General features: G+C 63.3%; 11 protein-coding genes. 5 read left to right on the plus strand and 6 right to left on the minus strand.

The window, feature by feature from the left end; genetic code table 11:
- Nucleotides 1-115 precede the first annotated feature (115 nt).
- The gene (locus RE429_RS18960) at nt 116-574 is read left to right on the plus strand and encodes a Fur family transcriptional regulator (RefSeq protein ID WP_370438903.1); all 459 of its coding nucleotides are present in this window, start codon (nt 116-118) and stop codon (nt 572-574) included.
- A 109-nt stretch (nt 575-683) separates the two neighbouring features.
- On the opposite strand, the gene RE429_RS18965 is transcribed toward RE429_RS18960, so the two are convergent.
- Complete coding sequence (locus tag RE429_RS18965; RefSeq protein WP_414472219.1) at nt 684-3,770, minus strand: efflux RND transporter permease subunit; 3,087 nt, start codon at nt 3,768-3,770, stop codon at nt 684-686.
- Nucleotides 3,771-3,780: 10 nt separating this feature from the next.
- Nucleotides 3,781-4,914, minus strand: coding sequence for an efflux RND transporter periplasmic adaptor subunit (locus tag RE429_RS18970; RefSeq protein WP_414472220.1), 1,134 nt, complete (start codon nt 4,912-4,914; stop codon nt 3,781-3,783).
- Nucleotides 4,915-5,056: 142 nt separating this feature from the next.
- Between RE429_RS18970 and RE429_RS18975 the strand changes: the two genes are divergently transcribed.
- A complete protein-coding gene (locus RE429_RS18975; protein WP_414472221.1) occupies nt 5,057-5,626 on the plus strand; it encodes a TetR/AcrR family transcriptional regulator in 570 nt (189 codons plus the stop codon).
- Nucleotides 5,627-5,713: 87 nt separating this feature from the next.
- On the opposite strand, the gene RE429_RS18980 is transcribed toward RE429_RS18975, so the two are convergent.
- The 3 genes from RE429_RS18980 to RE429_RS18990 form a co-directional block, all read right to left on the minus strand.
- Nucleotides 5,714-6,886, minus strand: coding sequence for a CaiB/BaiF CoA transferase family protein (locus RE429_RS18980; protein WP_414472222.1), 1,173 nt, complete (start codon nt 6,884-6,886; stop codon nt 5,714-5,716).
- Nucleotides 6,887-6,891: 5 nt separating this feature from the next.
- Nucleotides 6,892-7,137: a hypothetical protein gene (locus tag RE429_RS18985; protein ID WP_414472223.1), complete on the minus strand. Its 246-nt coding sequence runs from the start codon at nt 7,135-7,137 to the stop codon at nt 6,892-6,894.
- Between the two features lie 65 nt (nt 7,138-7,202).
- Nucleotides 7,203-8,402, minus strand: coding sequence for an acyl-CoA dehydrogenase (locus RE429_RS18990; RefSeq protein WP_414472224.1), 1,200 nt, complete (start codon nt 8,400-8,402; stop codon nt 7,203-7,205).
- A 145-nt stretch (nt 8,403-8,547) separates the two neighbouring features.
- Between RE429_RS18990 and RE429_RS18995 the strand changes: the two genes are divergently transcribed.
- Nucleotides 8,548-9,444 carry a LysR family transcriptional regulator gene (locus tag RE429_RS18995; RefSeq protein WP_414472225.1) on the plus strand — a complete coding sequence of 299 codons (897 nt, stop codon included), beginning with the start codon at nt 8,548-8,550 and terminating at the stop codon, nt 9,442-9,444.
- On the opposite strand, the gene RE429_RS19000 is transcribed toward RE429_RS18995, so the two are convergent.
- Nucleotides 9,435-10,622 carry a multidrug effflux MFS transporter gene (locus RE429_RS19000; protein ID WP_414472226.1) on the minus strand — a complete coding sequence of 396 codons (1,188 nt, stop codon included), beginning with the start codon at nt 10,620-10,622 and terminating at the stop codon, nt 9,435-9,437. The genes RE429_RS18995 and RE429_RS19000 overlap by 10 nt on opposite strands.
- Before the next feature lie 343 nt (nt 10,623-10,965).
- On the opposite strand from RE429_RS19000, the gene bcsN reads away from it, so the two are divergent.
- Complete coding sequence (gene bcsN, locus RE429_RS19005) at nt 10,966-11,925, plus strand: cellulose biosynthesis protein BcsN (RefSeq protein WP_414472227.1); 960 nt, start codon at nt 10,966-10,968, stop codon at nt 11,923-11,925.
- A 171-nt stretch (nt 11,926-12,096) separates the two neighbouring features.
- Nucleotides 12,097-14,292, plus strand: coding sequence for a UDP-forming cellulose synthase catalytic subunit (gene bcsA, locus RE429_RS19010; RefSeq protein WP_414472228.1), 2,196 nt, complete (start codon nt 12,097-12,099; stop codon nt 14,290-14,292).

A 14,292-nucleotide genomic window follows, 5' to 3' on the forward strand; every position in this document is an offset into this window, starting at 1 on the left:
AATTCCGCTGGGGAAAATGCAGAAATGCAATAGAATATTGCAACGATAACACATTGTGCGGGAGGCGCTTCACCTATATGAATAGGTAGGTTTTGAAATAACAGGAGCGTGGCCCATGAGCACCAGAGCCCTCAGAAAAGAAGAAGAAGAGAACCTCCTCCGCCGTGCGGACGACCTGTGCCGTCAGAACAACCTTCGTCTGACGCCCATCCGGGAGCGTGTTTACCGCGAGCTGGTCCAGAGCGGCGGCCCGGTGGGTGCTTATGACCTCGTCGACCGTCTCAGCAGCGACAAGAAGCGTTTGGCGCCCGTGACGATCTACCGGGCCCTCGACTTCCTGCGGGATGCCGGCCTCGTTCACCGCCTGGCCACGCAGAATTCCTACGTGGTCTCCCACGGCCAGCCCGACGTGAACGCCATGAAGATCATGTTCGTGGATTCGAAGACCGGCGAAACCATCGAGGTCCATTCCACGGAAGTGGCGGAGGCCGTCCGCAAGGCCGCCGAGCAGGCCGGCTTCAAGTCGGTCTCGCCCTTCATGGAGGTCGAAGGCGAGCTCGTCCGTCAAGGCTGATCCTGGCCGGGTTCAAACAAGGACAGGTTCGAACAAGGGCGGTGCGGAAGTTCCACCTTTCTCCGTTATGGATAAAAAGGCCGGACATCTCTGTCCGGCCTTTTTGCTTTTATTCCGCCGCGAGCGCCGCCCGACGATGGGCGTGCTCTTCGCCCGTGCGCCCGCTCCTCACGGTCTCCTTGGAGATGTAGGTGTAGAACATCGGCACCACGAAGAGCGTGAAGATCGTGCCGATCGACATTCCCGACGCGATCACAAGTCCCATGGAAAAGCGAGCCGCCGCACCCGCGCCGCTGGCATAGAGCAGCGGCGCGACGCCGAGCACCATGGCGGCCGTGGTCATGAGGATCGGGCGCAGACGCACGCGGGCGGCCTCCTGAATCGCCTCCCGCTTGCCGACGCCGTTCTTCTCCTTCAGTTCGTTGGCGAACTCCACCATCAGAATGCCGTGCTTGGTGATCAGCCCCACCAGGGTGATCAGGCCAACCTGCGTGTAGATGTTGAGCGTCGCCAGGCCCACGTTCAGGAAGATCATGGCGCCGAACATGGAGAGCGGCACCGACATCATGATGATGAACGGATCGCGGAAGCTCTCGAACTGCGCGGCAAGCACCAGATAGATCACGATGACGGCAAGGCCGAAAGCGAGCAGAATGGAGCTTCCTTCCTGCACTTCGAGGCGCGACTGACCGGCATAATCCTCATAGAAGCCTTGGGGCATCACCTCCTGGGCGATGGAGCGCAGGGTCGCCAGTCCCTCCGAGGTGGTCACGCCGGGCAGAGGCAGCGCCGAGATGGTGGCCGCGTTCAGCTGGTTGAACTGCTCGATGGTCGCAGGCGCGGCATCCGTCTCGATCCTCACCAGGGCCGACAGCGGGACCATCGATCCATCCGCCGCCCGCACGTAATACTGCCCCAGAAGCTCCGGGTTCAGGCGGTCGGACTGGCGGACCTGGCTCACGACGTCATAGCTGCGGTTGTCCCGATCGAATTTCGAGATCGGAGCTCCGCCGACGAGCGCGCCCAGCGTGGTGCCGATCTGGCTCACGGGCACCCCGAGCGCGGCCGCGCGATCACGATCGACTGTAATGCGCGCCCGAGGCGTCTCGTAGGAGATCGAGTTCTGCACGACGATGAACTTGCCCGATTTCTGCGCACGCTGACGCACCTGCTCCCCGACCTCGTAGGCCTGAGCCGGATCTCCGATGGTCCGCAGCACATATTGAATCGGGAGGCCGCCGCCCGCGCCCGGCAGGGATGGAGGCGCGAAGACGAAGGCCTGCAGACCGCCGTTCTCGTTCAGGAGATTCTGAATCTCCTGCTTGGTCTGAGGGCCCTTCTTCTCGCGCTGATCCCACGGCTTCAGCTTGAAGCCGACGAAGCCGCCGCCGCCGCCGTCGATGCCGACGATGAGGAAGCTGGCGTCGATCTCGGGAATTTTCTCGGCCGCTCCCGTGAACTGTTTCGAGAACTCCTGCGTATAGTCCGCGGTCGCATATCGCGGCGCGTTGACGAGACCGAGATAGGCCCCCTGGTCCTCTTCCGGCGCAAGCTCGGACGAGGTCTTCGAGAAGAGATAGCCTGTGGTCCCGAGCAGCGCGAAGACGATGATGAGCGTGACGGGACGATAGTCCAGCGAGCCCTTCAGGCGGCGCCCATACCAGTTCTCGAGCCGGGTGAAGGTGCGGTCGACGAAGCCTGCAAACCGGCTCTGTCCGCCGTGAGGTTTCAGGAGCTTCGACGACATCATGGGCGAGAGCGTGATCGCGACGATGCCCGAGATGATCACAGCACCCGCAAGGGTGAAGGCGAACTCGCGGAAGAGCGAGCCCGTCAGGCCCTGCGTGAAGCCGATGGGCGCATACACGGCGGCCAGCGTGACGGTCATCGACACGATGGGCAGGAAGATCTCCTTCATGCCGACGATGGCGGCATCGACCGGCTTCAGTCCCTCCTCGATGTGGCGGTGGATGTTCTCCAGAACCACGATGGCGTCATCGACCACGAGGCCGATGGCGAGCACCATCGCCAGCAGGGTCAGAAGATTGATCGAATAGCCCAGCGCATAGAGGAAGAAGCACACGCCGATGAGCGAGAGCGGGATCGTCACGATGGGAATCAGCACCGAGCGGAACGAGCCCAGGAACAGCAGGATTACCACCACCACGATGAGCGCGGCCTCGCCGATCGTCTTGAACACCTCCTCGATGGAGGCGGAGATGAAGTCCGACGCATCGTAGACGATCTGCACCGTCATGCCCTTGGGAAGGGTCGGACGGATCTGCTCGATCGCCTTCGTCACCTCCGCGGCGACCGTGAGCGGGTTGGCCGAGGGCGTCGGGGTGACACCGATGAAGGTACCCTCCCTGCCGTTGAAGCTCACCTTCACGTCCGTGCTCTTGGGGCCGAGTTCCACATCGGCCACGTCGCGCAGGCGCACGACCTGATCGCCGTTCGAGCGGATGGGCAGCGCACCGAAGGTCTCCGGCGTCTGCAGGGTCGTCTGCATCTGCAACGAGTAGGCGACGTATTCGTTCTGCGTTTTACCGGGCGCTGCGAGGAAGTTGTTGGCGCCGATGGCCGACACCACGTCGCCGGCCGTCACACCGCGGGCGGCGAGACGCACGGGGTCCATCCACACGCGCATGGCGAAATCGCGGCCGCCGAGAATTTCGGCATTGCCGACACCGTCGAGCGTGGCAAAGCGCGGCTGCACCACGCGCGTCAGGAATTCCGACACCTGCTCCGGATTCATCTCCGTGCTGGCGAAGGTGATGTACATGAGGGCGAAGGTCTGGCCCGTTCCCTTCATGATCACGGGGTCCTCGGCCTCCTGCGGAAGCTGCGCGCGCACCTGCTGCACCTTTGCGGTCACTTCGGTGAGCGCCGCGTTGGGATCGGTGTTCAGGCGCATGCGCACGGACACCGTGCTCACGCCGAGACGGCTCTGCGTCGTGACGTAATCGACGCCCTCCGCGCTCGATACGGATTTGGCGATGGGCGTGCTGATGAAGCCCTGGATCAGGTCCGCGCTTGCGCCCGTATAGGTCGTCGTGACGGTGATCGTGGTTTCCTCGACCTCAGGATACTGCCGCACCTGAAGGTTCATCAGACCCTGCGCGCCGAGCAGCAGGATCAGGAGGCTCACCACCATCGACAAGACGGGGCGACGAATGAATAGCTCTGTGAAACTCATGGCGTTTTGCCTATTGCCCGTTCGCGAGCCTGGTCGCATCGAGCTTCGTCACGTCAATGCTGTTATTGATCTTGACCGTCGCGCCGGCCTGCAGCTTGTTCTGCCCCGAGGTGACGACCTGCTGGCCCGGCTTGATGCCGGAGAGGACCTCAAGAACGCCGCCGCGGCGGCGGCCGGTCTTCACGAAGACCTGATGTGCGACCTGAACCTGGTTGCCCGCCCGCTCTTCCTGATCGATCGTATAGACGTAGTCACCGTAGAGGCTGGTGATAACCGCCGTCTGTGGCACGGTAATGACGTTGGGTTCCTCGGGCAGGATCACCTCCACGTGGAGGAATTGTCCGGGCAGAACCGCCCTCGCCTTGTTGTCCTCTATGAGAGCCTGCACGGAGACGAGGCGGGTCTTCGGATCGACCCGCGGATCCTTGCCGATGACATGCCCCTTGAACGGGAGATTTGCCTCGTTCACGCCGATGTGCACTTCCTGGCCGAGCTTGACGTCGTTGGCCGTCTGCTCGGGGACCGTGAAGTCAACCTTCATCGAGTCCAGGTCCTGAAAGCTCGCAATCACCGAACCGGGCTGGAGATATTGCCCGACATCGATCCGCGGGATGCCGATCACGCCCGAGAAGGGGGCCTTCAGCGCCTTCTGCTCGATCGTCGCCTGAAGGCGCGCAAGGCGGGAGCGAGCGGTGGCGAGCAAGGCACTCGCCTGATCGAGGTTGGCCTCGGTGCCGTAGCCGCGCGCCGACAGGGTCTTGGCACGCTCGAAGGCGCTCTCCGCGGTCTTCACGGCAGCCTGAACGTCCTGGATATCCGCCCGCTCGACCGTATCGTCGAGCTGGACGAGAACGTCGCCTTCGCGGATGTTCTGGTTGGCCTTGAACTTGATTTCCTTGACGATTCCCGGCGTCTCGAAGGCCAGCTCGACACCGTTCGCCGCCCTGGCCGTGCCGATGGCGCTGATGCTCGGCGTCCAGGTCTTGGCCTCGACCTTGGCGGCGGTCACCGCCTGCGGCGGCTGCTGCATAGTGGCGAAGAACTGGGTGATCATCTTGTCCCGGAAGATGTTGAACCCCACCAGTCCGGCACAGAGCAAGATCGCGAAAATGAAGACGAGACTGACGATGATGCGCCGTTTCATAGGCTTCTTCCAGGAGTTACAGGCCCGACGGGCGGGCTTAAAGTTTAAGTTGGAGGTGCGGCATTAGCGCGACTTGCCCTTGACGCCAATGCTGCGGCAGCATTTATATACCGACTGGACGGTTTAGTTGCAAGAGTAGCGAATGTTCGAGAACGCCCGAGGCCGTAAGAGTTCCCGCGAGAAGATTCTCGACGCGGCCGCGGAACTTGTCGCCGAAATCGGCGCCGGTCGCGTGACACTCGATGCGGTAGCCGAGAGGGCCGGCCTCAGCAAGGGCGGCCTTCTTTATAACTTCCCGAGCAAGGATGCGCTCCTCCAGGCGATGATCCAGCGCATGATCGACCAGGTCTCCGAGGCCAAGGAGGCCTTGCGCGACCAGATGGAGCCCGGTCCCAACCTGGAAGCGCGCGTGGCCACGACGAGCCTGCTGAACATGTGCTGTGGCGGCACGATGCAGGAGATCGCCACCGGCATGATGGCGGCCGCCGCCGAAAACCCGCGCCTGCTCGATCCGGTGCGGGAGGTGATCGCCGCAACCGTCGAGCAGCTGATGACCCGGTCGGACGATGTCGAGGCGGCCCTCCTCGGCTGGCTCGCGGTCGAAGGCCTCAGCAATCTGGAAATGCACCGGCTCAGCCCGTTTTCGGATCAGGACCGGGAGCGGATCGTCGGCATGATCGACCGCCTGCTCACCAAGGGCATCGCGCCATAGGGCCGCCTCCAACGATGCGGGAACGGCTCATTTCTTAGGCCCGCCGCACTTTTCGGCGTCGACTTGGATCCGTTTCGCCGGAACTCCCTAAGCCATCCAGGCCGGATCGTTCAGGACCTCCTCCGTATGCTCGCCGAGGCGCGGCGAGGGGCGCGTGGCCGCCATGGGCTCGCCATTCATGACGATGGGCGAGCGCACGGACGGAATCGCACCGCCCTTTGCGTCGGGCGACGGAAGATCGATCTTCATGCCCCGTGCCATCACATGAGGATCGGCAAAGACATCCGCAACGGTGTTGATGGGGCCCGCCGGAACGCCTTGCTTTTCAAGGGCCGCCAGGAGAGCCTCGCGCGTGGTCCGAAGCGTGAGCCCGGTGAGGATGGGCACGAGTTCGGCCCGGTGACGCACGCGTCCCGCATTGGTGGCGAACCGTTCGTCCTGCGCGAGTTCCGCCTGTCCCAGGACGGCGGCGAAGCGGGAGAACTGCCCATCGTTGCCCACGGCCACGATGACATGGCCGTCGGCAACCGGAAACACCTGATAGGGCACGATATTGGGATGCGCGTTGCCCATGCGGCGGGGCGACTTGCCGGAGGCCAGGTAATTCATGGCCTGATTGGCCAGGACGCTCGTCTGGACGTCGAGCAGCGCCATGTCGAGATGCGCCCCCTCTCCCGTCTGATCGCGATGGCGCAGGGCCGAGAGAATGCCGACCACCGAATAGACGCCCGTGAAGATATCGACATAGGCCACGCCGATCTTCTGCGGCTCGCCCTCCGGATCGCCTGTGAGGTCCATGATCCCGCCGAGGCCCTGGATCATGAAGTCGTAGCCGGCGCGCGACGCATAAGGCCCGTTCTGGCCGAAGCCCGTGATGGAGCAATAGACGAGGCGCGGATTGACCGTCTTGAGGCTCTCGTAATCGAGCCCGTATTTCTTCAGTCCGCCGACCTTGAAGTTCTCGATCACCACATCCGCATGGGCCGCAAGCTTGCGCACGAGCGCCTGCCCCTCCGGACTTTCGAAATCGACCGCGATGGAGCGCTTGCCCCGGTTGCAGGAATGGAAATACGCCGCCGACAGGTCGCCGCCATCGGCGGCCTCCACGAAGGGAGGTCCCCACCCGCGCGTGTCGTCGCCGGCGCCGGGGCGCTCCACCTTCACCACGTCGGCGCCGAGATCGGCGAGCATCTGACCGACCCAGGGACCGGCGAGAATGCGGGCGAGTTCGAGGACCTTGAGACCTGCAAGCGGCTTCATGACAATCAATCCATCACGGCATCGAGGCCGCGCTTCAATCCGATGAAGGAAAACACACGGCGTGCCGCCAGCAAGGTGCCGGCGACACAGGGAGCGGCGGGCGATCCGTCATCGTGGCGGATCACGAGGCGGTCGTCGTCGGCGCCGAAGACCGTCTCGCAGGAAAGAACGCTCGCAGGAAAGAACGCTCGCAGGAAAGAACGCTCGCAGGAAAGAACGAAGGACGGCATGCGCAGAGAATGGACCTGCACCGGCCCCTTGGCCCCGAGAGCGCCGCCGCGCGTCGCACGAACGCCGGTCAGCGCGCCGGCCCTTCTCAGAAGAAGGCCTGCAGGCCCGTCTGCGCGCGGCCCAGGATGAGAGCATGCACGTCGTGCGTGCCCTCATAGGTATTCACCGTCTCCAGGTTCTGCGCGTGGCGCATCACATGGTATTCCTCCTGGATGCCGTTGCCGCCGTGCATGTCGCGGGCCGCCCGGGCGATATCGAGCGCCTTGCCGCAGTTGTTGCGCTTGACGAGCGAGATCATCTCCGGAGCCATGCGGCCCTCGTCGAAGAGACGGCCGACGCGAAGGGAGGCGTGCAGACCGAGGGTGATCTCGGTCATCATGTCCGCGAGCTTCTTCTGCACGAGCTGGGTGGCCGCGAGCGGCTTGTTGAACTGTTTGCGGTCGAGCGTGTATTGAAGCGCCCGGTGCCAGCAATCCTCCGCCGCCCCCAGGGCCCCCCAGGAAATGCCGTAGCGGGCGCGGTTGAGGCAGCCGAACGGCCCCTTAAGGCCGGATACGTTCGGCAGCAGCGCATCCTCGCCGACCTCGACGCCGTCCATGACGATCTCGCCGGTGATGGAGGCGCGCAGGCTGAGCTTTCCGCCGATCTTGGGCGCGGAGAGGCCCTTCATGCCCTTCTCCAGCACGAAGCCGCGGATCTGGTTGTCATGGGCCTCCGACTTCGCCCACACCACGAACACGTCCGCGATGGGAGAGTTCGAGATCCACATCTTCGAGCCCTTCAGGCGATAACCGCCTTCGATCTTCTCGGCACGGGTCTTCATGCCGGCCGGGTCGGAGCCGGCATCCGGCTCGGTCAGGCCGAAACAGCCGACGAATTCGCCCGATGCGAGCTTGGGCAGGTACTTCCGGCGCTGCTCCTCGGAGCCATAGGCGTAAATGGGATACATGACGAGGGACGATTGCACGCTCATCATGGAGCGATAGCCCGAATCGACGCGCTCCACCTCGCGGGCGACGAGGCCATAGGCGACGTAGGAAGCGCCCGCGCAGCCGTACTCCTCCGGCAAGGTCACGCCGAGGAGACCGAGCTCACCCATCTCGTTGAAGATCGCACGGTCCGTATGCTCTTCGCGATAGGCCTCGATCACGCGCGGCAGGAGCTTGTCCTGGGCGTAGGCGCGGGCGGTGTCGCGGATCATGCGCTCATCGTCGGTGAGCAGATCGTCGAGGAGAAGCGGATCCTCCCACTTGAGCTTCGCGATGTCCTGATGTGCGCCTGCCATGATGAGCAATCCTCTTCGGTAAAAGCCCGGAAGGCCATTCCGGAACCCGGTCAAACCTATTGAATTTTGCCGGAAAAATCGCGCTGGACAGGAGAGAAGTAAAGCGACATCTTCGCAGCAGGTTATTCGGAAATGGAATGAACTGGTGCTCCGTCGCGGCTTTCTGCCCAATATCGGCAATCTTCTCGCCTTCGAGGCCACGGCCCGTCATGGCAGCGTCTCCCGCGCCGCGGAGGAGCTGAATCTCACTCAGAGCGCCGTCTCCCGGCAGATCCAGCAGCTCGAGGACTCCCTTGGCGTCTCCCTGTTCAGCCGCTCCCGCCAAAGGGTTGTGCTGACGGATGTGGGACGCCTCTACGCGTCGCAGGTCCGCAGCACGCTTTCGGAACTCTCCGACGCCACTCACCAGGCCATTGCGCTTTCGGGCACGAGCGGCGTCCTGAACCTCGCGACGCTGCCGACCTTCGGCACCCGCTGGCTCATTCCCCGCATTTCGCATTTTCTGTCCGAGCACCCGAACGCGACGGTGAATTTCGGCGTGCGCCTCGTGCCGTTCGACTTTTCCGCAGAGCCCTTCGATGCGGCGATCCATTTCGGCGAGCCCCACTGGCCCGGCGCGGTCTGCGACCTGCTGCGGACCGAGGAGGCCGTTCCCGTCTGCAGCCCCGCCTACCGGGAGCGCGAGCAAATCCAGGCCCCGAAGGACCTCGTCCGCGCTACCCTGCTGCAGCAGAGCACCCGGCCGACCGCCTGGGCGGAATGGTTCGCGAGCGTGAGCGTGGATGCCGGCAACCCCATGCGGGGCCCCCGCTTCGAGCAGTTCGCCATGGTCACGCAGGCAGCCGCCGCGGGGCTGGGGGTCGGCCTGATCCCCCATTTCCTGATCGCGGACGAACTGGCCGCGGGACGGCTCGAGATTCTCTTCCCGCAGAGCATCCTGAGCGTGGGAGCCTATTATCTCGTCTACCCGGAGCACAAGGCCGAGGCCCCCCTGGTGCGCTCCTTCCGGGACTGGATTCTCGCGGAAAGCCGTCAGGGATAAGCGCGCTTCGGCTTCAGAACGCGCATGCTCAGGGTGAAGGCGACCCAGCCGCAGACCGCGATACCGCCCACCATGGACAGCGACGTACCGTCGTAGAGGGCGCTCACGAGCGCGATCAGTACCGCACCGGTGCTGAGCTGCAGAGTGCCCATGAGGGCGGATGCCGTCCCGGCAATCGGTCCGTGCTCCTCCAGCGCCAGCACCGCCGTCGAAGGAATGACATAGCCGAGGCAGCCGAACGAAAGGAACAGCAGCCCCCAGAGGAGGTAGGCGTTGTCCGCGCCCGCCAGGGTCACGATGAGCAGCAGGCTCACCAGAGCCGCGAAGGCGGAGATGGCGGTCCGCACCACGCGCTCGGCGCCGAAACGGCGCATGAACACGCTGTTGAACTGTGCGCTGCCGATGAAGGCGATCGCATTCGAGGCGAAGATCATGCTGTAGTGCGACGGCGACAGGCCGAAATGCTCGATGAAAATCACGGATGAGCCGGCAAGATAGGCAAAGAAGCTCGCCTGGCTGAACCCTCCGATGAAGGCGAGCCCCCGAAAATGCCGATCCTTGAGAAGACTCCTGTAGGCGGCGAAGGTCTGCGCCAGGCTCTGCCGCCCTGCGCCGGCGGGTCTGGTTTCGGGAAGCAGGAACAGAAGCACCGCCAGACCGCCGAGGCCGATCGCCGCGATGGCCCAGAAAATGAAGCGCCAGCTGAAGAACTCGGCCAGGGTGCTGCCCGCAAGCGGCGCCAGGATCGGCGACACGCTGAAGACCAGCATCGTGGTCGCCATCAGCCGCGCGGCCTCATGGCCGGTATGCAGATCGCGAATGATCGCCCGCGGAATCACCATGGCGGCGCAGGAGCCGACACCCTGCAGAAACCGGAATGCGATCAGCGTTTCCACGTTCGGGGCATAGCTGCAGCCGATGCTCCCCAGAATGAACAGTCCCAGGCCGCCATAAAGGGGAGGCTTGCGCCCGAACCGATCCGAGAGCGGCCCATAGGCCAGCTGGCAGATGGCCACGGCCAGGAAGAAGCTCATCAGGCTCATCTGCACGGCGCCGATATCGACCTGGAACTCGCGTGCAATCGCCGGGAAGGCCGGCAGGTACATGTCGATGGCGAACGGCCCGATGGCGGACAGCATGCCGAGAACGAGCGCATTGCGCAGAAAAGCGGATCGCATGGGACAAAGGCTCTCAGGCCTGGGTTCTTGAAGCGGAATCGAAAGACGGCCCGGCCACGGGTCTCAGGTCGGGGGAACGGCTTTTGGGGGCGCCCGGGCTGGCGGTCGAAGCCGCACGACGGAGAAGGCACCCTTGCTTTTAGGCTCTTGAGACTGCCCGTCAAGCAGGCTCCGGGCGGTTTCCAAGGACAACGTTCCCTGAACCGGGAGGGCGCTTACTCTTCGTTAACTATGTTTGTCCATGTCTGGTTAAAGTTTTCCAGAAGTGCCGGACCCTGAGGAGTTGCCCCGTTGGAGCGATCTCGTTCGGGAAACCGGCCGGCTGCTAGAATTGGCTCTCCTCATGCTGTTTTCCCGCCCTCGTGATCGGAACGACCTCAGCGCCTCGACGATCCCGGTAAGCAGCCGTTCAAGGCGCTGGCTCGGCACAGGCTTTCGGGGAGCGCTCCTCCTGGCGCCGCTGCTGACGGGCGCGTGCACGACCCGATCCGAGATCGGCTTTGCCTCACTCATGAGCGAGGTTCCGGCTGCCCGTGCCGTCATCGTGCCGCCTCCCGGCGGCCCTTCCATCGTGGCCGTCCTGGAGCGCCGCTATCAGAATGGCGTTTCGCAGGAAATCGCTCTGTCGACGGCCTCCCTCACGCCCGGACAGAACGCCGTCTATGTGAGCCTCGTCAGCGGAAGCACTCCCCAGTCGGAGATCGAGGATGTCCTGAACCTGCCGTCCATCGCGGAGGACCGGATTTACGAAGAAATGGAAGAGCGTCTGCCCGGCATCGAAATGCAGACGTCCCTCGTCTACGTGCAGAACAAATACGGCCCCTTCGGCTTCGCCACGGGCCGGTCGGCCAGCGGCGACGTGTGCCTCTATGCCTGGCAGCGCATCGAACCCAACGAACCGGCCGTCCTGGTGCCGGGCGGCGCCATATCGGTCCGCCTGCGATTGTGCGATGCGGCCGCCACCCCGGAGCAGCTCCTGCGCATCATGTACGGCTTCTCCATCTCGGCCCACGACATGTCCGGCTCCTGGAATCCCTATGGCGAACCGCCTCGGGTGCCCGCTCACCTGGGCGAGATCGACGCCCCGATCTATCCGCTGGGCATGAACAGCGCCGCTCCCACGGTCGTCGTCCGCGAACGTCGGGTCCAGGTGCGGACCAATCCGGCTCCGGTCCGCCGCCTCGTCGACAAGGATACCGTTCTTCCCGCGCAGGCTCCGCAAGTCATCGTTCCGGCGCCCCAGGAGCCGATTGCGTCTCCCCAGACCGGTTATCCCGTGGTGCCGCCGCCACCGTCACAATAAACGCCAAGAGACGTTATTGTAATCATATTACACAGATCAGACAAAATTTACCAGAGAGACAAAAAATCCTAAAGAATACAGGAACAATATTGTATCTCCGCCGATAGACCTTCAGCTGCTCTTCGCGTATGCGTGAGGTCAAGCATACAGCAACCTAAACTGAGAACATGGATGCGTAGGGGTGCACTCGTAGTCTTATGGGCGGTGGCGGCGATGCTCATCGTCCTGCTGGTCGCCCTTCCCATCAGCCTTCAGACCCATCTCGTGGCAGGCCTCGTCGTCGTCGCCTGCATGATCGTCCTGAAATTCTTCAGGGCGCAGGGGGTCTGGCGTGTCATCGCGCTGTCCCTGGGCACGGCCATCGTGCTGCGGTACGTCTTCTGGCGCACGACGAGCACGATTCCGCCGGTCTCCGAACTTGCGAGCTTTATTCCCGCCATCCTCCTGTACATTGCCGAAATGTACAGCGTGATGATGCTTTTCTTGAGTCTCTTCGTCGTGTCGAGCCCGATGTCGTCGCGCAAGTCGCCGAAGATCGACCCCGAGAACCTCCCGACCGTCGACGTTTTCGTGCCGAGCTACAACGAGGATGCGAGTCTTCTGGCCACGACCCTCGCAGCCGCCAAGGCCATGAGTTATCCGGCGGAAAAGTTCACCGTCTGGCTTCTCGACGATGGCGGAACCGACGAAAAGTGCAATTCAGACAACGCCCCGGCCGCGGCATCCGCCCGCGCCCGGCGCGCCGAACTCCAGGCGCTCTGCGCGGCGCTCGACGTCAAATATCTGACCCGCGCCCGCAACCTTCACGCCAAGGCGGGCAACCTCAACAATGGCCTCGATCATTCGACGGGCGATCTCGTCGCCGTTTTCGATGCGGACCACGCTCCGGCTCGCAGCTTCCTGGAAGAGACCGTCGGCTTCTTCAGCACCGACAAGAACCTGTTTCTCGTCCAGACGCCTCACTTTTTCATCAATCCCGATCCTCTCGAGCGCAATCTCGGCACCTTTCAGACGATGCCGTCGGAGAACGAAATGTTCTACGGCATCATCCAACGCGGCCTCGACAAATGGGACGCGGCGTTCTTCTGCGGTTCGGCCGCCGTGCTCCGGCGCGAGGCCCTGCAGGAAACGAACGGCTTCAGCGGCCTGAGCATCACCGAAGACTGCGAAACCGCGCTCGAGCTGCATTCCCGGGGCTGGAGCAGCGTTTATGTCGACAAGCCGCTGATCGCGGGTCTCCAGCCCGACACCTTCGCCAGCTTCATCGGCCAGCGCTCCCGCTGGGCCCAGGGCATGATGCAGATCCTGCGCTTCCGCTTCCCGCCCCTGAAGCGCGGGCTGAAGTTCACGCAGCGCCTGGCCTATATGTCGAGCACCCTGTTCTGGCTGTTCCCTTTCTCGCGGTTCTGCTTTCTGCTGTCCCCGCTCTGCTATCTTTTCTTCTCCCTGGAGATCTTCACCGCATCGGGCGGCGAGTTCCTGGCCTATACGTTCACCTACATGATGGTGAACTTCATGATGCAGAACTACCTCTACGGTCGTTACCGCTGGCCCTGGATCTCCGATCTCTACGAATACATCCAGACCATCTATCTCCTGCCTGCCATCCTGTCGGTGATCGCCAACCCGAAGAAGCCGACCTTCAAGGTCACGTCCAAGGGCGAGTCCATGCTGGAGAGCCGGGTCTCGGAACTCGGCATGCCCTACTTCATCATCTTCGGCATCCTGCTGCTGGGCGTCGTCGCCACAGGCGTGCGCGTGTGGATGGAGCCCTACAAGGCGGATCTCACTCTGGTGACCGGCGCGTGGAACGTGCTCAACCTCATCATTGCCGGTTGCGCATTGGGCGTCGTATCGGAGCGCGCATCGCGGCGCATGAGCCACCGGGTGCATATCGACCGCACCTGCCGCTTCCTGTTCGGCGATGAGATCATCGAAGCGTCGGTGCGCGACATTTCCGTGGGCGGGGCACGCCTGCACGTCGCGCCTTCGCATGAGCCCAGCCTGAAAAAAGGCGCGCTCGGCACCCTTGAGTTCATGCCCCAGGCCGATTTGCCGACACAGCATATGCCGGTCGAGATCCGCAAGGTCGGCATGGACGACAAAGGCCTGCTGCTGGGCTGCCGTTTCCTGATCGCAACGCCGGAGCACCACAAGCTCGTCGCCGACCTGGTCTTCGCCAATGCGGATCAATGGAGCGCGTTCCAGAAGCGCCGCCATCAGGACATCGGCGTGCTTCGCGGGACGCTATGGTTCTTCATGGTCTCTCTCTATCAAACAGGACGAGGCCTTTCCTATCTCTTCGGCCTGCAACGAATCGGCGTGTCCAAGCCGCCGGTTCCGTCCGTTGCATCGACCGCGAAATAG

The organism is Microvirga sp. M2 (assembly GCF_047497095.1).
GTDB lineage: Bacteria > Pseudomonadota > Alphaproteobacteria > Rhizobiales > Beijerinckiaceae > Microvirga.

Excerpts from the sequence above, each read along its gene's own strand:
- bcsN (WP_414472227.1), top strand. The coding sequence starts at position 10,966 with ATGCTGTTTTCCCGCCCTCGTGATCGGAACGACCTCAGCGCCTCGACG.
- RE429_RS18970 (WP_414472220.1), bottom strand. The coding sequence starts at position 4,914 with ATGAAACGGCGCATCATCGTCAGTCTCGTCTTCATTTTCGCGATCTTG.
- RE429_RS19000 (WP_414472226.1), bottom strand. The coding sequence starts at position 10,622 with ATGCGATCCGCTTTTCTGCGCAATGCGCTCGTTCTCGGCATGCTGTCC.
- RE429_RS18975 (WP_414472221.1), top strand. The coding sequence starts at position 5,057 with ATGTTCGAGAACGCCCGAGGCCGTAAGAGTTCCCGCGAGAAGATTCTC.
- RE429_RS18990 (WP_414472224.1), bottom strand. The coding sequence starts at position 8,402 with ATGGCAGGCGCACATCAGGACATCGCGAAGCTCAAGTGGGAGGATCCG.
- RE429_RS18960 (WP_370438903.1), top strand. The coding sequence starts at position 116 with ATGAGCACCAGAGCCCTCAGAAAAGAAGAAGAAGAGAACCTCCTCCGC.
- RE429_RS18980 (WP_414472222.1), bottom strand. The coding sequence starts at position 6,886 with ATGAAGCCGCTTGCAGGTCTCAAGGTCCTCGAACTCGCCCGCATTCTC.
- bcsA (WP_414472228.1), top strand. The coding sequence starts at position 12,097 with ATGCGTAGGGGTGCACTCGTAGTCTTATGGGCGGTGGCGGCGATGCTC.
- RE429_RS18965 (WP_414472219.1), bottom strand. The coding sequence starts at position 3,770 with ATGAGTTTCACAGAGCTATTCATTCGTCGCCCCGTCTTGTCGATGGTG.